General features: G+C 61.6%; 9 protein-coding genes. All 9 read right to left on the bottom strand.

Annotation, left to right across the window (positions count from 1 at the left end; genetic code table 11):
- Positions 1 to 379: 379 nt before the first annotated feature.
- The gene (locus RM463_RS07300) at positions 380 to 1,411 is read right to left on the bottom strand and encodes a glycosyltransferase (RefSeq protein ID WP_311429582.1); all 1,032 of its coding nucleotides are present in this window, start codon (positions 1,409 to 1,411) and stop codon (positions 380 to 382) included.
- Positions 1,412 to 1,478: 67 nt separating this feature from the next.
- Positions 1,479 to 3,737, bottom strand: a complete 2,259-nt coding sequence (locus tag RM463_RS07295) for a glycosyltransferase (protein ID WP_311429581.1) — start codon at positions 3,735 to 3,737, stop codon at positions 1,479 to 1,481.
- Between the two features lie 176 nt (positions 3,738 to 3,913).
- Positions 3,914 to 6,223, bottom strand: coding sequence for a glycosyltransferase family 2 protein (locus RM463_RS07290; protein ID WP_311429580.1), 2,310 nt, complete (start codon positions 6,221 to 6,223; stop codon positions 3,914 to 3,916).
- Positions 6,220 to 9,375, bottom strand: a complete 3,156-nt coding sequence (locus RM463_RS07285; protein ID WP_311429579.1) for a glycosyltransferase — start codon at positions 9,373 to 9,375, stop codon at positions 6,220 to 6,222. Before RM463_RS07285 ends, RM463_RS07290 begins: the two co-directional genes overlap by 4 nt.
- 13 nt (positions 9,376 to 9,388) lie before the next feature.
- Positions 9,389 to 11,290, bottom strand: coding sequence for a glutamine--fructose-6-phosphate transaminase (isomerizing) (gene glmS / locus RM463_RS07280; RefSeq protein WP_311429578.1), 1,902 nt, complete (start codon positions 11,288 to 11,290; stop codon positions 9,389 to 9,391).
- Between the two features lie 399 nt (positions 11,291 to 11,689).
- A complete protein-coding gene (locus tag RM463_RS07275) occupies positions 11,690 to 12,916 on the bottom strand; it encodes a polysaccharide pyruvyl transferase family protein (protein WP_311429577.1) in 1,227 nt (408 codons plus the stop codon).
- Complete coding sequence (locus tag RM463_RS07270) at positions 12,913 to 14,148, bottom strand: glycosyltransferase (RefSeq protein ID WP_311429576.1); 1,236 nt, start codon at positions 14,146 to 14,148, stop codon at positions 12,913 to 12,915. The genes RM463_RS07275 and RM463_RS07270 overlap by 4 nt, the downstream gene beginning before the upstream one ends.
- 91 nt (positions 14,149 to 14,239) lie before the next feature.
- Positions 14,240 to 16,381 (bottom strand): glycosyltransferase, encoded by a 2,142-nt coding sequence (locus tag RM463_RS07265; RefSeq protein ID WP_311429575.1) that lies wholly within the window; start codon positions 16,379 to 16,381, stop codon positions 14,240 to 14,242.
- 3 nt (positions 16,382 to 16,384) lie between these two features.
- On the bottom strand, positions 16,385 to 19,732 hold the full coding sequence (locus tag RM463_RS07260) for a glycosyltransferase (protein ID WP_311429574.1): 3,348 nt from the start codon (positions 19,730 to 19,732) through the stop codon (positions 16,385 to 16,387).
- Between the last annotated feature and the right edge of the window lie 7 nt (positions 19,733 to 19,739).

Raw genomic sequence — 19,739 nt, 5'->3', positions numbered from 1 at the left:
CAACGGCACTACGGCGGCAACATCGTAGGAGCACGATTTATCGCGCGATTGATATGGCACCGCCAAACACCATCGCCGGATAAATCCGGCTCCTACAACGGCACTACGGCGGCAACATCGTAGGAGCACGATTTATCGCGCGATTGATATGGCACCGCCAAACACCATCGCCGGATAAATCCGGCTCCTACAACGGCACTACGGCGGCAACATCGTAGGAGCGCGATTTATCGCGCGATCGATATGGCACCGCCACCAACATCATCGCCGGATAAATCCGGCTCCTGGAACGGCACTACGGCGACAACATCGTAGGAGCGCGATTTATCGCGCGATTACCTATTTCACATGTTTCCATAATAACGCCAGAATACATTGCTCAAGCATCGACATTCGTTAAGCCTGGTAACGCATACAACTCGTGCTTTTGTGCCGTTTTCGCGGCCTCTACCGCCATCCTGTGGGTCTTCATGGGGTTGGCCAACAGTGACATCAGGCAGCGCCGCCACTCCGCCGGATCATCATTGGAGAGTAGGCCGTTGACGCCATGCTCGACGATTTCGGTGTAGGGAGCACGATCCGAGTAGATCCCTACCCCACCCATGGCAGCGATATCCAGGAACTTGATGAAGGACTTGCCGCGGTTGAACGACGTATCCATCAATGGTGCCAGGCCGATATGTACCCTCCGACGCGCCTGGTAGTCACGAAACTTCTTCCAAGGCAGCGGCGCCGGGCAGAGCGTGCGGGGCAACGCGGCCAGATCGCTCGGCGCATGCTGGCCCAGCATCAGCTCCAGTTCTGTATCACCGCGCTCGCGCTGCACGGAGTAAAGGGCCGGAGCAATATGTTCGAGGTCAGACAGATGCGCGCGAGTACCATAAAAACCGATCCGCCAGGGCCTCTCCCCCGAGGGCCCCGCATCGAAATGGGCCAGATCCGGTAGCGGTGCAATCATCGGCGGCGTCATCAGCCCTACATTGTCATGATCTTCTCGCAGCAACTCGGCCAGCAACGAACTACACGCCACCACCTCGTCGGCCAAGGCCAACAACCGCGGCTGCTGGGCAGCTGCCCGGAACATACGCTCGCGATAGGCGCCAGGCAGAGCCTTGTCCTCCGCCGCCGCGCCCAGATCATCATCGATCAGATATAGGATGCGCCCGAAGGCGCCACGTTCGCGCTCGAGCCAACGCAGTACTGGCTCAGGCAGGGTGCGGCACAGCACCAGGTTTGCCCCTGGCTGACGGCTCAACACCCAGCGCGCCAGCCGCCAGCGCCAGCCCCGCACATCAAGCCGACCTATGTCGTGGCCCTCGGAACGCAAACGGGGCGCAACCGACTCGAGAAAGTAGATATCCTCGGTCGGCCGTGCCCCGTCGCTCAGCACCAGCCAGCGCTCATGCTGCATGATCTCTCCGTCATCGGCTCAATCGCGCGATAAATCGCGCTCCTACAATTTCCCGGTGCAGCCGGGTTCATCGCAGCGAAAAGTCTTCGTGCACCAGGGTCAAGTTCGGGTTGTACGCCGGGTCATGATCGAGCTGATGGCCCCAGGTCCGGCGCATGTAGTCGCACTCCGCCAGCCAACGAGCACGCTTCTTCAGCGTGTCGTCGGCGCCTCGGGAGACTGACTCGTGATGATAGAGCTCGGCATGGGGTGTCCAGAGATTCCGATAGCCCGCTTCGCGGACCTTCAGGCATAGATCGACGTCATTGTAGGCCACCGCCAGGTCCGCCTCGTTCAGTCCACCCACGGCCTCGAAGACCGAACGTCGCAGCAGCAGGCACGCCGCCGTGACCGCCGAGAGGTTCTGGGTCACCTTGAGACGACCCTGGAAGCCCTCCTCGTCTCGCTGGAAGAAGCGATGACCGTGACCAGCGATGCTGCCAAGGCCCAAGATCACGCCGCCATGCTGCACGGTGTTGTTGGGATAATAAAGCTTGGCCCCCACGCAACCTATCTCCGGTCGGCAGGCCTGCGCCACCATCTCGGTCAGCCAGTGCGCGCCGATCGGCTCGATGTCGTTGTTCACCAGGCCGATGATCTCGCCCCGCGCCTGACGCGCGCCGAAGTTGTTGATGGCCGAGTAGTTGAAAGGATGGTTCCAACGCAGCACCCGCACTCGGGCGTCTCGCCGCTCCACCTCGTCCATATAGGCCAGCGTTTCCGTGCATGTACTCTCATTATCAAGAATCAGCAACTCAAAGTGTCGGTAGTCGGTGCGCTCCAGGATGGCATCCACGCAAGGGCGCAGGATCGCCACCCCGTCGCGGGTCGGCACCAGCAGAGTAACCAGCGGCGCCGGCTCGGGCACCGGCCAGCACACTCTCACGCTGTCGGGCAGCAGGCCGGCCACGGCACGCGCGGCGGGCCGACCCGTGCGACGCGCGATCTCGTCCAGGCAGCGCTGGGTACGCGCCACGGCCCCGCCGTCCTCACCGGCGACAGCGTCGTGAGCGGGGAGGCCCGGCGCGTCGCCGCGGTGCATCAACACGAAAGGCACATGCCTCACCCGACGCCCGGCCTCCTCGCCGTGGGTCGCCAGCAGGCGCAGGGCCGTCGCCTGCAGGGTGGCCTGCCAGCGGGCGCTCTCCCCTCCGGACACATAGCCCCCCATGGCCTCCAGGGCACGCCGGGAGAAAGCGAGCATCTGCCCCAGATAGGGCTGGGAGAGCAGCAGATCGGGACTCCAGTCGGGCTTGAAGTTCGGCGCATGGCGCTGGCCGTCGGCATCGAGACGATCCTCGTCGGCGTAGAGCAGCCAGGGGGCCGGCTGCTGCTCGAAGGCATCGGCCAGGTGCGCCAGTGCCTCGTCGGCGAGGCGGGCGCCCGGCGCCAGCAGCAGGATCAGCTCACCGCTAGCGCTCTCCAGCGCCGCGTTGAGCCGCGCCGCGCCGTCGTCTTCCGGCGCCTCGAGAAGCCGGCCTTCCGATAGCGACGCCACGGCCTGCTGTGCGGCGTCGCGCAGCGCCCCGCTCGCCCTCGCCGACAGCAGGACCAGGGCCTCTCGATCGTCATGCGCCTGGCGGCCGAGGCAGGCCAGGCGAGCCTCGAGATCGCCGATCGCCGCCGCCACATCGCCCGTCTCGTTGTCAAGGGGCAGCAGCAGGGTCGCCCGGGGGCCGGCCTCGACCCTTGCACGAGATCCCCGCCGCCGCCCGCTCTCGATCTGCTCGATCCACTGGCGGTAATTGTGCTTGGAGCAGAGGCTGATGAAGGTCGTTTCGTAGTCGTCCATCGCCTGGGCGAACCAGCCACGCTTCGCCTCCCGCGCCCGTGAGGCTATCTCGCGCCGGACCTCGGGCTTCGATCGTCCTCGATAGCGCTGATGGGAGGTAACCAGACGCTGCAGCAGGCGATCCCGAGCGAACCAGGGCGTGAGCCACACGCAACGCAGGTGCGTCAGACGGATACTCCCCCGGGCGTTCATCGGACAGAAGACGATGCGCCGCGTACCGAAGGGCACGCGCACCAGCCGCTTGGTGACCTTGCCCGCGCGCAGGGGCATGTCGACCGTGATGACGCCTTGGCGGGTCTCGAAGGTCAGGCTCGCCGCCACGCCGGTGACCGAGCGTTCGCCCGCCAGTTCTATCATGTTCCAGCCGGGCAGCGGCCGGGGCCCCTGCCAAACAAACGCGGCCTCGCTGCCCGTGACGCGCCACTCGCCGTCCTCGCCCGGCTCGAGCTGATGTTGCGGCACCAGCGAGACAGGATGACGGCAATGCAACTGCAATGGTTTATCGCAAAGGGGCAGACTGAAGCTCTGGAACATGACGACTCAATACAAGCATGCATTTAAAAGGAGATCGTTTACCCGGTAGCGGGCAATCGATGGAGTGGAAGGAGCGGCAGCCTAGCAGCGCGTCGGCATTTCCCAGCGGAAATTTCCAGCCAAAAGCTAGTCGCTATTCAGGCCTTGCGACGAGCCACCAGGCGCTCCGAGGCCAGGCGCTGCCAACGTGCCAGTCCCCAGGCCTCGAGGTCCGACGCCGCGGCGTCGATGGCACGCTCCTCGATCCTCGAAAGCTCGGCATCGTCGAGCCTGGCGATCTTGTTTTCGATCATTCCCGCGAGTGATTGCTCGAGAACAGGCACCTGCACCAGAAAGCGCGCATTGGTCTGTACGACCAGGTAATCAGGCCCAGTCGCCGCCACCACCTCGCGATCGAGGTTGCCGGCGCTGTGAATGAAGATCACCCGGCGGAACAGGCGGCTCAGGAAGTGAAACATCGAGTTGGTCGAGGAGGAGCCGAAGACCAAACAGGTACCCTCAATTAGCGCCTCGGGATAGGCGATCACCAGCAGGCGCCCGAAATTGGGCAGGCCGTTGTCATAGACCCGATACCGGATGTAGCTGAACGACCGCAGCATCTCAACGTCGCAGGTCTGGCGGGGCGTCAGCTTGTTGCCAAGATCGCCGCCCATGGCGCGGCTGACATAGCGATCATCGGCAAAGGCCTGCATGACCGCATCTCGGTTGAGCCCCAGTGAGGCCGCCAGCTCGACGGTCGCGGTCATGGCGCCGCGCTGCGTCCAGTGGGTATCGGTCCGGATGAAAGCGTCATCGCCGAGTGCCTGTAAAGCCGACACCGGGTGTACGATGCCCAGCGACTCCGGCAGCGCCAGCAGCTGATCGATCGGCTGACAGGCCCCCTGCGTCTCGGGGTGATAGCGAGGACCCATCACCGTCTCCTTGGCCGGGGCAACCAGCATCGACCAGGGAGTCTCGATCTCGGAGGCCAATCGCGCCAGGCCGCTCAGGTAGGCCTGCCAGCCGGCCAGCCCGCGATCGGTGAGTCTTACGCGCCCGCGATACTGATCGACGCTGGCGTTGGTATCGTTGTCTAGAAACAGCCAGCCCTCGTGCCCCTCGACGACCTTCAGGGGCCCGGCGTCGTCCGCCTCGGGGGGCTGGCACCGAACTTCCTGCAGCGGCCAGCGCCGCTCGTCCAGCACCAGTTCCAGATGAAAGTGGGCCAGCCGCGGCGGCACGGTGAAGCGAAAGCCACAGCGACGCTGGGGATGAGCGTCGGGGTTCACGCCGAGCACCGCCTCGATCACATCCGGGCGAGCGATCTCCAGGGGGTGGCAGAGCTCATGCTCAGGCAGCCAGCGCGCCACCACCCGCGCACGAGAAGCCGACGGGGCGAGCTCAGAGGGCAACAGCACCCAGCCCTGGACCACGCGCCCGGAGGGCAGGTACCAGGGCGCGCGCTGCTCCGAGGGATAGTCGAGGGCCCAGCGGAAGGGAGGCGCGTCGTGGGACGAACCCATCGTATCAAGCACCCGACGTCCCAGCCGTCGCACGAGGCTAAAAGGCCACTCGATGGCCGCCTCGCTGCGGGCTTGGACCGACACGTCGATCGACGGGGCCGCCAAGGCCGCTTCGAGACGTGGAGCCAGCGCGGCCGCCCGCTCGCAGCATTCGTCGTTGCGGTCATGACGCTCGAAGTACGAACGTCCCTTTACATACTCCGCCCGTGAGGCGCTGCCACGCCTCGCCTTTCCGGCCAGGAACTCCTCCACCGACTTGACGATGTAGTGATTGATGCGCGCGCCCTCCCACACCACCTCCTCGCTAAGGCCGGACCGTTCTAGACCCTCGCGATCGGTGCGCAACTGCAGGGGCTCGCCCCGCGCGTCAACGTGTCGCCCGCGGCTGAGCCGCACATGGTGCGGATTGTCGAAGCCCGACACCCACTGCGGGCGCACCAGGCTCTTGTAGTGGCGATTGGGGCCGAAGGCCTGGGCGGCACGACGGGTGAAGCGCTCGATCACCAGTCCAGGTTCGCGAAAGACCTCGCCCGAAGAGCCGAAGCAGGCCCAGTTCAGCACCACGGCACCAACGCTCTCGTCGGCGAAACGTCGCTCTAGCCAGGGCAGCAAAGAGGGCACGCGCTGCGTCCCCACTGCCACCGGCTCGGCTGCGTCCATCGGCACCAGGAACTCATCGGCATCGATGAAGGCCAGCACCTCGATCCACGACGGACAGACCGCCAGCAGGCGCTCGTAGGCCTCGAGCTGCGGAGGCACCTTGCCCTCCGTCGGCACGTCGAGCAGGGTGACATCGTCCCGCGCGGCGAGTAGCTCGCGTGTCCCGTCGCTGCTCCCGTTATCGGCGATCAGAAAATGGCAGGCCCCCACCAGTCGATGATAAGCCAGCCATTCGGGCAGACAGTCCTTCTCGTTCTTGACGATCGCGGCCACGGCAAGCTTCACACAGGACTCCTTGAATTATCGTCGTGGCCCGGACGTGTCGGGATCGACAGCGCCGCGTAGGCCTGATGCAGCGCCGTCGCCATCGCCGAATCGCCGAATCGCTCACGGGCGCGGCGGCGTCCCGCCGCCCCCAGCCGGGCACGGCGCTCGGGATCGCGGGCCAACGCGGCAACAAGGCGCGCAGCGCCCTGAGCATCTCCGAGCCGTACCAGATGACCGGTCTCCCCCTCCTCCACCAATTCCGGCAACGCCCCCCAGGCGTAGCCGACCACCGGCCGCGCCGCGGCCATCGCCTCCAGCGCGGTGCGCCCGAAGGACTCCTGGAAGCGCGACAGACTGACCACGATATCCAGCTCGGTCAGCGCCTCGACCGGCAAGTCGACGTAGCCTCCGTAGACCAGGCTTTTGGGAGCCAGTCCCCGGGCCCGGCGGGCCAACAGCGACTCCAGGGCAGGCGTCCGCGGCCCGAAGAGCACCACCCGAAGGTCAGGAGCCAGGCGCGTTAAGTGGCGGGCCATGGCCTCCAGGTCCTCGAGCCCCTTCTTCGGCAGGTTGCTGCTCAGCATGCCCACCGCGAGCGGCACCGCCGACCGCATCGGCAGCGCGAGCAGCGGCGCCATTTCAACCGTATTGGGCACCACCCGCACCGGCGGAGCTGGCAAAGGGGACGCATCGTGCTGCGGCGCCTCGCAAGCGGTTGCGGTGGCTCGGGAGTTGGCGATCACCAGGTCCGCCCCCTCCTGCACCCTTCGCATCAGCGTGGCAGCATCGGCATTGAGGGTGCGACAGAGCGCGGCGTCGTGGGCGGGCAGCTCGCGCACATGGACCACGGCGGGCACGCCCGCCTCTCGGGCCGCGACCAGCGGCTCTTCCAGCACCAGGGTGTTGGCGTGCACCGCCTCGATCCCGAAGCGTCGAATCAGTTCGCGGAAGTGGCGCAGGGTGGCGGGCTCGGGCGCCCGTCCCCGCTGCCACCAGCCATAGGGCAGAACCGCCACCGCCCGAGCGTGCGCGCGCAGCGCCTCCACGTATGCCTCGTTGACGGCCGAGGGCAGACAGACGACCACGTTCCAGCCCAACCGGCGCATCGCCTTCAGCACATCGAGCAGGCTGCGTTCGGCGCCGTAGAGGGCGTGGCCGGCCTGATGACCGCACAGCAGCACGCTGCGCTCACCTGGGCGGTACTCGGCATCGCCGGGCAGGATCGGCCAGGCGGCCCGCCCCTCGTGACGCCCTCGGGTCAGATAGTGGTGAAGCGCCTCCTGACCCTGCTCGTCGACGTCAGGATAGGCATAGCGATAGCCGGAGACGCTGAAGTGCGGGCCCGGATCGCGCCCCTCGACGCTGCCGGCCTGCCAGTAGTGGGCCAGTGGCTCGATGATCGTGTCCTGAAGGTCGAGGTGGGTACGCAGGTACCAGCCGGCATCGAACAACTCCGAGGCCTGCAGCGTGTCCAGCGGGTGGGCCGAGCGCACCGGCAGCGCCTGGCGGCAAATGGACGAGGGAGCGGCGTAGGGTCGCCAGGCAGGCCGCAGGGGGAGGTACAGGTCCGATGGAGACTCGGCCGCTGCATGCCAGCGCCGGGCCGCGTCCATGTAGGCCTGGCGCACGCCGACGAACTGGGTGCTCAAATGGGTGGCCCCGCTCTGGCTGAGCGAACCGGCGTCCGCCCGGCCGAAGGCCAGCGGCACCCCGGGCAGTGCATCGACCACCGACGCCTCGCCGAACGCCGCGATCAGGCGCTCATGATACTCGCTGTCGGCATTGACGCTCACCGCGTCCCAGCCACCGAGCGCGTCGACCGCCGCGCGGCGAACCATCAGCGAGGAGATATTGCGATAGACCCAGCCCTCTTCCTCCACACGCCAGCGATGAAAGTGCAGTGCCGGAGTGGCCCGCACCCAGTGCGAGAGACTGGCCATGGCCTCAGGCGCGGCCTCAAGGGCCGCAACCTGGAGGGCTAGCTTCTCAGGATGCGACCAGTCATCGCTGTCATGGGTGGTGATCAGCGTCCCGCTCGCCGCCATGAGGCCTGTGTTGCGGGCCGCGTAGGCCCCGGCGTTGACGCCGTGGCGTAGCAGGCGCAGCCGCACGTGGCCTGGGCACTCCGCCACAAGTGCTTGCAGCACCCCCCAGGTGTCGTCGCTGCTGGCATCGTCCACCACCAGCAACTCCAGGGCCACGCCACGCTGGGCAAACAGGCTGTGCAGGGCCGTGGCGATGCTGCTCGCCGCGTTGTAGACCGGCACGATCACGCTGACCAGAGGTGGGGAGTGAGGGGTGAGTTGTGAGGAGTGAAGAGTAGGCGGCGAGCACTGAGGCGTATCGGCCGCCAGATTATCGAGAGTCAATGGCTGACCAGGCACCCGACGCGTGATGTGCGATAGCCCCTGCGCCCGCCAGATCCGATTAATCCAGGCCAGCCGCTCAGTCTCATCGCCCAGGGCATTGGCATGGGCCAGGGCCGTATTCGCCTGCTCCGGGAACCGACGATCCAGCTCGGCCAGCACCCTGGGCAGGTGCGCGGTTTTTTCACTGTTCGAATCCGGCCCGAGCGAAGGCGAACAGAGCGCCTCCACCGCCAGCAGGGCCGGCCCGATATGCGCGGGATGTGTGATCAGCCGCCCCTCGGGCAGCAGGCAGGCACGCACTCGCGTCCACTCACCCCGCCAGGCCCACCAGCGCGCCAAGGCCCAGGCCGCGTGCTGGCGCTCCTCGACATCCGCCTCCTCGTCGCCGCGCAACCTCTCGAGCCTCGGCACCATCACCGCCTCGGCCCCGCGCCACAGATGGTGCTCCCAGGCGAGCGCGCGATTATCCCGGGGCAGCCGTCCCTCGTACTGCCCATGGCGCAGATAGTGCACCAGCGGGTTGAGCCCGGCTTCGGCCACGTCGGGATAGCGGGCCAGGTACCAGGCGCCGTCGAAGCCCGGCCCGGGTGCGAGGCCGGCGGCCGCCCCTCGTGTCAGGTAGTGGCCGACCGGATCGCGGGCGGCCTGGGCGTCGTCGGATACCCCGGGCTGGCGGCGGTACCAATCGGCATCGAACAGCGTCGACTGCGCGATCAGCCGGTGTGCCTCGTCGCCGCCCCGGCCGTAGGCTTTCTGCCGCCGGCGCCGCCAGGCGCCGAATATGCCCCTCGGCCCCTTCATGGCTCGCTCCTCGTCACTCGACCGTCACGCTCTTGGCCAGGTTGCGCGGCTTGTCAACATCGGTGCCCTTCACCAGGGCCACGTGGTAAGCCAGCAGCTGCTGGGCGACCACGTGCAGCACCGGCGAGAGCAGGCCCCCGACCTCGACGCCCTCCCGTTCGGGCAGGCGGAGAATATGCACGCCCTCGCTCGGTGTCATGTGACAGCAGCCGTCGGCGAAGACGTAGAGCTCGCCGCCCCGGGCGCTGACCTCCTGCATGTTGGCCTTGAGCTTGTCGAGCAGCTCGTCATTGGGCGCCACCACGACCACCGGCATCTCGCCATCGACCAGCGCCAGGGGGCCGTGCTTGAGTTCCCCGGCGGGATAGGCCTCGGCGTGGATGTAGGAGATCTCCTTCAGCTTGAGGGCGCCTTCCAGGGCGATTGGGTAGTGATGGCCGCGGCCCAGGAAGAGCGCATGGCGCTTGTCTGCGAAGCGCTGGGCCCAGTCGCGAATCGACGGCTCCAGGGCAAGCACTTTCGCCACCGCCGTCGGCAGGTGGCGAAGTTCGGAGAGATACGCCTGCTCGCGCGCCTCATCGAACCTGGCGCCATATCCGCGGCGCTTGGCCAGCAGCAGGGTCAGCAGGAACAGCGCCGAGAGCTGGGTGGTGAAGGCCTTGGTGGAGGCCACGCCGATCTCCGGGCCGGCCCGGGTGATGAAGCGCAGCGCGGTCTCGCGCACGATGGTCGACTCCGGCACGTTGCAGATCGCCAGGGTATGGCGATGGCCCAACGCCTTGGCATGCTGCAGGGCGGCCAGGGTGTCGGCGGTCTCGCCGGACTGGGAGATCACCACCACCAGCTGGTCGGGATTGGCGATTGATGCGCGGTAGCGGTACTCGCTGGCCAGCTCGACGTTGCAGGGCACGCCAGCCACGGCCTCGATCCAGTAGCGGGCCGTCATGCCGGCGTAGCTGGAGGTGCCGCAGGCGAGGATCAGCACCGCGTCGACCCGCTCGAGGATGCCTTCCGCATCGGCACCGAGGATGCCGGCCGACAGGCGGCTCGCCCCACCAATCATCTCCAGGGTATTGGCCAGGGCCTGGGGCTGCTCGAAGATCTCCTTCTGCATGAAGTGGCGATAGTCGCCCAGCTCCACGGCATCGGCGTTGAGCTGGGAGATCACCTCCTCGCGGGTTACCGGACGCCCTTCTCCATCGACCAGCTCGATGGCCTCGGCGGTCAGGCGCCCCACGTCCCCGTTCTCGAGGTAGATCATGCGTCGCGTGACCGAGAGCAGTGCGGAGGCGTCCGAGGCGGCATAGTGACCCTCTTCGCCCACGCCCAGCATCAGTGGCGAGCCTTCGCGGGCGACCACCAGGCACGGCTCTTGGTTGCTGCCTGGTTCCGCCCCGCGAATCACCGCCAGCGCATAGGCACCGACCAGATGCGTCACCGCCAGGCGCACCGCCGTAAACAGGTCCGGCGCCGGCGCCTGGGCGAAGGCATTGCCTCCCGCCAGGCAGGCCTGCACCAGGTGCGCGATGGTCTCGGTATCGGTATCCGAGGTGAAGACGTAGCCGAGCCCCTCGAGCTGCTGGCGCAGCGGCTCATGGTTCTCGATGATGCCGTTGTGCACCACCGCGAGCCCCTCGGACACGTGCGGATGCGCATTGCGCTCCGCCGGCACCCCGTGGGTGGCCCAGCGCGTGTGGGCGATACCGACCCGGCCGCTCAGGCCCAGCTCCGCCACGCGGGACTCGAGCTCCGACACCCGGCCCTTGGCGCGGGCGCGCTGCAGGCCGCCCTCCCCCTCAGGAGCCAGCAGTGCCAGGCCGGCCGAGTCGTAGCCGCGGTATTCCAACGTCTTGAGACCTTCCAGCAGGAAGGCGGTACATTCCATTGCGCCGATAGCGCCAACGATTCCGCACATAACAGATCCAAAAACTCCTAACACAAAATTGGGACGACCGCCAGCTTGTCATTTGGCTTAAAATCGGCACCTCAACGTAGAAAAACAAACATCAAAAAACGCAACACCACCTTCTTAACCCAATGAAAAACATAGTTTTTTTAAAAAACAGAGCTACAGCTGGCTAACATAATTTTTGAAGGCGATTTGATAACTTATGGATAGCAAGAGCCACGGGCGGATTTTCTGAAACAAAAATAGGATCTTCAACCACACCCAAGATTAACGAACTTCAATAAGAGAGAGATACGGCATAAGCACCATTAGTAACAAAACCTATAAAACCTTCCGCAAAAACCAAGGCTTCACCACTTCGAAAAACACGCAGACAGGCATTATCCTGCGAGCCAAAGCAAGCAGCTAGTGACTTGAAACAACACCACCAACCAAACGGATTTCGCTCTTCTTGCTCTTCCACTTCATCAGATAAATTTTTTTCAAAACTACACCTCGCGGAACATTCAAAGATACTTCATAAACCTCTTCACCTGGTACCAAAGGAAGGTATTTAAACAGTCCTACATTCTTGTTCTTCGAAGATGAAACGCCTAACAAATCCCCAAGAATGAGACTATCTACTTCTCCATCCTCACCCTCGAAACTAAATGATAAGAGAGCACCACCATCAACCACGCCATCAGAACATAACAGGTTAATCTTAATACTTACCGATGCTACAAACTCTCCTTTGGCAATAAGCTCCTTACCCTGACCAAGATCTTTACCCTGAACTTTAGCTTCTTCACGGTTACTTTTCTCAGCTAAACCCAACCCCTTCTTAAAGCTTTCTTCAACATCATTGATCACTTCGCCTATGCAACCCATATCAGGGTTGTACATCGACTCATAGATACAGCCTTCACTTAGCGGCCTAACAACCTCAATCTTTTTATTAAAGGGTCTTCCAATAGAGGAAAAGTAATCATAGAATTTAAAATCACCCTTAGATCTTCCTAATGCCCCATGCTCAACCCATACATTTGGCACCCCTAAGGAGTCAGCAAAAATCAAACCATGTAAAGACTGAGATATTATAACCTCGCAGTCAAGCATATCCTTCAGAAGACCAAGAATATCTGTTGTAGCGATATCAATAAACTTTACACCAGGAAGGTCACGGTATGCTTTACAAAAAGACTCCCTACCTCTAAAGGTAATATGTGGAATCACACCAAACTTATAATTTGGGTTTCGATCGGAAATTTCGCCGTAAACCTTTGCCACAAGGAGACCTGGATCTCCGACTGAAACTGATTTGTGCAACTTCTTTGGCAACAAAAGCCTAGAAAGGTGCCCTCTTACGGAGTTCACTTTAACGTTATCACTTAACGAACCAACAGCCTGAGATGGATCCATGAAACCAGAACCGATCACATGCACATCACTATTGCATTGAGATAACCCCTGGCTATTGGAAAGCCAGCCTAAAATACTACCCGTAGACAGTAAGTTGCATGCTGAAATTGGCGAGTACTTATACTCAACACCAAAGTACTCTCTGAGCAGGAAAGGAGTTACTTCATCACCGGCATTTCCTCCTCCGCCAGACGGCCTCCACCAGTATGCTAAAATCTCAGAGCTAATCACACCACACCCCCCAGCCTCTCAACAACAAGCATGATAACCTCAAATTCTCCTTTATATGCCCACTCTTTTAAAAAAATATTATCGACACTTGAGCATTCTGAGACAGAGAACTCAAAGGAACTTTTTACAGCCCCCCCCGCGACCGGAATATACTTGAACCAACCAATCTCAGGCCTTTTCGACAAGGACATTCCAGAGACCTCTGCAATATCTTGGGACGCCACCCCCATGCATAGCAAAAGCCCCTTCTTATTACTCAAAACCTCACCTTCAAATTTTAGCTCATAAGAGACCCTGTAATTCCCGGCCTGTGAAATATCCACCTCAAATGATGGATTAAAGCCCTTGCCATCACTACTGGTGTACTCAAGCAAAATCACCCTAGACTCTTTGCACTTTACAAAATCATCTATTATCGTCGGAAAGGGACTAATAAAACTTTCGAAGTCATCTATTGATTTGTTATTAGAAAGCTCTTGATCAATTACAGAAATATTGCCCTTTTCGCCAACAGAAGCTCTTGTATCTTGAGATGCATGTAACGTTTGAAGAAACGCAGGCTTACGAGAATCAATTATGACAGGCCTATGCAGATCTGTTTCCATATGACTAACTGATGACGGAAGATAAAACCTCTCTTCTTCTTTAACAAACTTACCAATAGTTGCTTGACCTTGGGACATCAGATGCTTCCTTAACACCCTAAAGTCACGATATTCCCCACATTGATACTTAGCTACAACTCCCAAGCTGAACGAAACAGACATGCCAAAAAAACCGAAGGCCGCATAATGAGAAAGCTGATCAAGATAATCATGACTCAGCAAGTCATCATCATCTACTCTAAAAACCACAACCACAGCATCTCCTGAAGAGGAAAATGAAACCCCCTCCTCAATTATATTCTTGTAATCGACCTCCCCTCTAACTTTGTATAACAACAAAAACGGGTATTTTTCCTTCGCCTCAAACAACTTATCCTTCCACTTCTGTGGCAACTCTTCTGAATACTGGATGATGTGCTTATAATTATATCTCTCTGTATAGCTCTCGTATATAGGAAGTGCCCTGTCTAAAAATATATCAAACCTCGGCCCCAACCTTTCATCCGAATAAAGCTGAGATATATAATCATGCTCAGTCAATTGAGACGAGATCTTCCAAGCCGTACTCCTAGGAAAATACACACTAAATCTTGTTACGCCATAATAAAAAACTTTTTCATCGCTCATGTAAAGCTCTCAATAAATGAATCAAAAATTAACAAAAGGAGTTTTCTGCATTTCGGTAAAACTCACGACCAGCCACTCGACCAAAAAAATATCAACAAACGACCAGCATCCTCTCCCAAATCTCCACAACCTCTTTTGCAAAATAACGCTTTATAGAAATATCCGCAATAGGCTCTGATAGCTTACTATTCAATAAAGTGTTTTTCGCAGCTTCAAGGTTACAAACCACCGCACTCTTCCCCCAGGTTTCAATCGCACCATCCCAATCCCAAACAATTGGAACAGCTCCTGTTAAAGCACCTTCACCAACAGCCATATGAAAAGATTCAAAATCTGATGGCGAGAGTATAAATCCCACCATGGTAAACCAGTCGTTTACGTCGTCACCGGGGGGGTCAAAGATCACCTTATGCCGCAACCGGGGATTGCTATTGATGCGCTCAAAGACGTTGCGATAGTAAACCAGTTCGTCCTCGCGCTTGAGCAACCAGCCGTAGTCTAGCGGGTGCTTGCCTTTCACTCGCAAGCAGTAGCGATCGTCCTCTTCCAGCAAGGCTGCCAGCAGGTCCACGGCGCGGTCGAGACGCTTGCTCTTGGGCGCGACTCCTACCATGCCCAGCGTAAAACGCGCTTCCCCGGTTTTCTTCTTGGGTGTGAACTTGGTATCGTCCAGGTAATTGGGAATCACCGAGGTCTTGTCGAAAGGGAAACCAGCGAACACTTCCAACGCCTGTCGACGGGTATGCTCACTGACGAAGCTGATGTGGTCGATGTTGTTCCAGTTGGCCTCGCCCATGTAGGGCGTGCGGCTTTCCTGAGCGTGAAAGCGTGCCACCAGGCGCTGATGAGGCTTTTTGTGGTGGGAGTACCACTTGAGGTTACCCAGACACCACTCGCAAAAAATCACATCGGCCTGCTCCAGCAGGGCGCGACTCTTCGCTTCGTCATGCTTGTTGTGGCCCTGCCACTGGTCGGTGAGGAACTCAAACTGCCCGGTGGCTTCCAGCTTCTTCTGTAGCAGGGTAAAGAACTTGAGGTCGTGTCCGGCTACCAGCACCTTGGTCTTGGCCTTCGGCTCGGGCGCCTTGGGGGCCTCCGCCAGCCACTGACGGATCTCCCCTACCCGCGTCGAGAAGGTGTGGCGCTCGGCCAGCCGCTTCAAGGCATCGGCGGCCTGCTGGGCCACTTGAGGCTCGTTGAGCGCTCGGGTCAGCTGACACCGAAACTCATCTTCGCTGTTGGCAAACAGCGGGTAGTCCTGGCCCAGCAGCTGCTCGTGGAGGGGGTTGCGGTTGAGGATCGCCGCACAGCCGGCCCCGCCATACTCCAGGATCTTGGTGGAGTACTCCACGGTGTCGTTCATGCCCTCGTCACGCCAGGAGAGCCCAACTCGAGCCTGCTGAAGCTGCCGCTGCACTGCTTCACGGGATTGTGCTCCTAGCCACTGCAGCCCGGCGGTGCTTTCCAGTGCTTGTTGCATCTGGTGCTTGTAGCCTGGGCACCCTGGCTCGTCGTGGATCTTGTCTCCGATCATCACCAGCTCACTACCGGAAAGATCGCGGTGGATGGCGGGCCAGGCCTCGGTCATTTCCAGCGTCATCCAGTCGCCCTTAAACTTGCCGGCATAGATCGCCTGCAGGGGACGCTCACTAATAGGTGACAGATGCTCGGGAAGATCCGGTATCACCGGAGTATAAAGCCTCACCTTGTTGTCACCCAGATCAGGCACTAAGGCCTGCCAAAGTGCCTTGAAGCCCTCCGTCTGACAAAGCAGCCGCTGGCAGCCCTGGGCAATGCGCTGCATCAGCAGACGCTGGTCAGGGGTGTAATCACTCACCGCCTGGGGAATGTCGGTCAGGTACATCCAGCACTTGGCCAGCACGTCCGGCGCGTCCAGCAGCTGGGTGGCGATCTCCAGCCCGCGCACAATGGTGACGTCATAGGGCTGGGTGCGGTCCAGGCGAATGGCCAGCTCTCCCATCATCGCAGGGGTAATGCGGGCAAAGCCCCTACCTTGCCAGTGCTGGCGGTCGCTGCCATCGATAATGTTGAGATTGCCGGCGGCCTTCAGGGGGCCATACAGCTCGTCGCGCTCCGGGGTGCTTCTGGCCAGGAACTCGACCTCCGCTTCACCGGTCGCCGCGGCGGCCAGAGCGATGGTCTGGGCCCAGATGGAGGAGCCGTCGATGTAGTTGAGGTCGGGATTGCCGCAGATCAGTACACGCTTGGTCATGGTTTAACCTCCCACCGCTTGCTGGGCCGCGCCGAGGAGCTGGAACTGGTCACAATCGGCGAGGTAGAGATCCGGGCGCGTGATGCGCGCCTCCGGGTGGGCCTTGATGGGTTGCTTGAGAAACTCAGTGTGCTTCCAGAGCGCGCCGCCCAGGCTGGCCGGCGCGCCATAGGCGAAACGATCCTGCTCCGGCGCCTTGGCCCAGCCGCCCGCCTCTGGCTCGTAAAGGCTGGCATTGGCCAGGTCACGCAGGTAGTGCTCGCCGTAGAGGGCCTGGGGGCTCAACCAACCTGCCAGGGGAGACTCGGCGTGCTGCTCCGCCAACCAGGGCGCCTTCTGCCCCCGCTGCAGCAGAGTGATGTTCTCCGAGAGCGAACCGGCCAGCTGCGCCAGTCCCGGCGCACAGGCGATGCCCAGCTGGAAGTGGCGGTAGCTCTGCTTGCGGGCGAACTGGTTCAGCATCTCAAGATCGGCCTGGCTATGCGCCTCGGCCACCAGTGCCATGGCCGGATCGGTGGGCAGGCGGGTTTCGATGCCCAGGCGGTCGAAGATATCGTTCAGGCGGTGGGCGTAGGTGTGCTTGGCGAACACCTCGCGGATGCCCGCCAGGCTACGGCGGCGCCACTCGGCGTCGTCGGTCATCAGGGTGTGCAGGGCCGCGTCGGCCTCTTCCTGACTATGGACCAGCCACACGGCATCGGAGTCGAAGAGGTTGTCGATGCCCTTGGCATAAGTGCTGACCACGGGGGTACCGCAGGCCATCAGCTCGAACACCCGACGCGAGAACATGGTGGGGGAGTCGGTCACCGAGTTGACGTTGAGGAATACCCGGTAGCGGCTGTACTCGCCGCAGAGTTCCTTGTAGGGCAGGCTGCCCTTGATCCCGGCCTGGTACTCCTCGGGGAAGGGGAAGATGCCGGTGCCATGGTTGCGATCAAAGATATCCAGGCCGTGGCGGTTGGCCGCCTGCAGCAGCCAGCGCATGGCTTCGCCGCGCTCGGCGTGGCGGTTGCCGTACCAGCTGCCCGCGAAGCAGGCGCGGGGCTTGCGGCCCGCCAGCGGCGCCGGCTTGTGCAGCGCCGGCTGGGCGGCAAACGGCATCGCATGGACGTTGGGGTTACCGGTCTTGGCCTGGTAGGAGTCCTTCATGTTGGCGTCGGTGGTGAAGATGTGGTCCACCAGCTTGGCGCTGCACATGAACTTCTGGTGATGAACCGGGTCCTCCTTGTTCCAGAACAGCGTAGGTATGCCCTTCTCCCGGGCGTACTGGCAGATATGGGCGATTTCCTGACCGGGCTTGTTGGCGTAGTCCGCTACCCGGTACTGCCAGCTGGCGTAGTTGCCCTTCCAGGCGCTCTCGATAAAGAAGAATTCAGGCTGGTACTTCTCGGCCAGGGCATACCAGTTATCCGGGCGCGGTTGAATCAGGTTCACATCCTGCTCGAAGCAACCGGTGGTGAACTCGTCCATGACGCCGATCACATAGGGCTTGCTATTGGGCGGCTGCTCCGGCCAGCCAAGAATACTGATCTCGGCGGCCTGGGCGCTGGGGGGCACGAACTGGATGGACTGGGACTTGTACGGCTTGGGCTGCATGCGCAGCTCACGCAGCATCACCTGCTCGTCATCCTTCTTGTTGAAGCCACACACGCCTATGCGGATCTCGCTGACGCCTTCGGGTACGCTGAAGCTGTGCAGCTCCTGGATCTGGTTCTGGGTACAGGGAAGATACTTGAAGTAGGCCTTGAGGTGGCCTGACTTGGCCATCTTGCCGCAAGGGGTATCCACCGGCTTGCCGTCGGCATCGAAGGCGTTGATCAGCAAAACTGCCTTGCGATTCTGGGCGCCCTTGATATTGCGGTACTCGGAAGCGGCTTCGATGATCAGTGCCTGGCCGGCCTTGACCGGCACGCTGTGCCAAAGGGGGTCCTTGGAGGGCAGCTCGACGGTTTCCGGGCGGCTAAAGACGCCGAGGCTGTGCTGGGACGATGACGGCTTGGCAGAGGCGGCGTCAGCGGTTGCGAGCGCTTTGGCAGGTGTCGAGTGCGGCGCTGTCATCGGCTTGGAAGCTGCCGCGGGCGCCGGCTGCTCAGCAAACCCACTCCCCTCCCCCTTCAGCGCCCTTACCATCGGCTCGGTATGCTTGGCGAACAACAGTTCGGTCGTCGGCTTCGGAACAGGCAGCTTCAGTGACCCCTGAAGGCCTGTCGTCAGACTTTTGGCACTCCCCGCATTAAAACTCACCACACCCTCATACTTCCGGGCGTACTCAGCCAACGGTGCCACATCAGAAACCACCAGACGCTTCCCATAGGCCAGGGCTTCGGTCGCCTTCATCGGTGGGACAAGCTCGCACACCGGCAGCTTCTTGCGCGGGATCACCACGGTATCGATCAGCGCATAGTAGCTCGCCACCTCATCATGGGGCACGCGCCCCACCTGGATCAGCCAGGGGTGATCGGCCTGTGAGTCAGTCCGGCCCACGACGCTCGTGATCGGCTGATCGTCGCCGACGATCACCAGCTTGAGCCTTTCTCCCTGATCCACCAGTTCGGCGCAGGTATCGATCAGCGTATCCAGTCCCTCATAGGGCGCGATGCTGCCGACATAGCCCACTACCCTGTCTTCCTCGCCGATTCCCAGGCGCTTTCTCAGCATCGGATCGGCCGGCTTGATCTCGGGCAGCGCGCTCATGCCGTTGGGCACGATCTCGACCCGGTCCACGTCGACGCCGCGTCGCCCCAGCTCTTCCTGCATCGGCAAATTGAGCGTGAAGACCTTCTGGGCCTGGCGGGCCACGAACGCATCCCGCTTGGCTTCTCGCTTGCCGGCAGGTGAACCGGCGTACCCCGGTTCGCGAGCATCACGCGACAGTTCCCAGAAACCGCGTACCTCGTTGTAGAACGGCAGGCCCAGACGCTTTGCCGCGATCCAGGCGGGTAACCCGACTGTGTAGTTGCTGGCGGCGAGCACGATTGCCGGCCGATAGACCTGGAACAGCTCCACGAAGCGCGCCACGCTGGCCTCCAGGTGGGCGTTCTCGTCGGCGGGAGCCGTGCCCTGCGGCCAGGCACTATGGAGGTAGCGCACTCCTTTCACGACGGTTTCCGGCGCCACGTTCACGCCCCCGCCGTTCAGCTCCCATGGCCGCCCCGGCCGCACGAAACAGAGCGTCTCGAAGCCATGCTGGTTCAGCGCCTGGGCGATGCCCTGGGTGCGAATCGCGTAGCCGTTGCTGGCGTAGCTCTGGCCATGGCTGACCATATAAGCCACTCGGCCCGGGATGGGAGCAATCAGGGGCGTAGCGGGTTGATCGGCAAGCCGAGTGGCGAGGTGGAGAAGATCGTCCATGGATATC

Origin of the sequence: Halomonas sp. LES1, from assembly GCF_031846005.1 — a bacterium.
Classification (GTDB): domain Bacteria; phylum Pseudomonadota; class Gammaproteobacteria; order Pseudomonadales; family Halomonadaceae; genus Halomonas.
The sequence above is the reverse complement of the archived record's forward strand: the minus strand, read 5'-3'. Positions and strand labels throughout refer to the sequence as shown.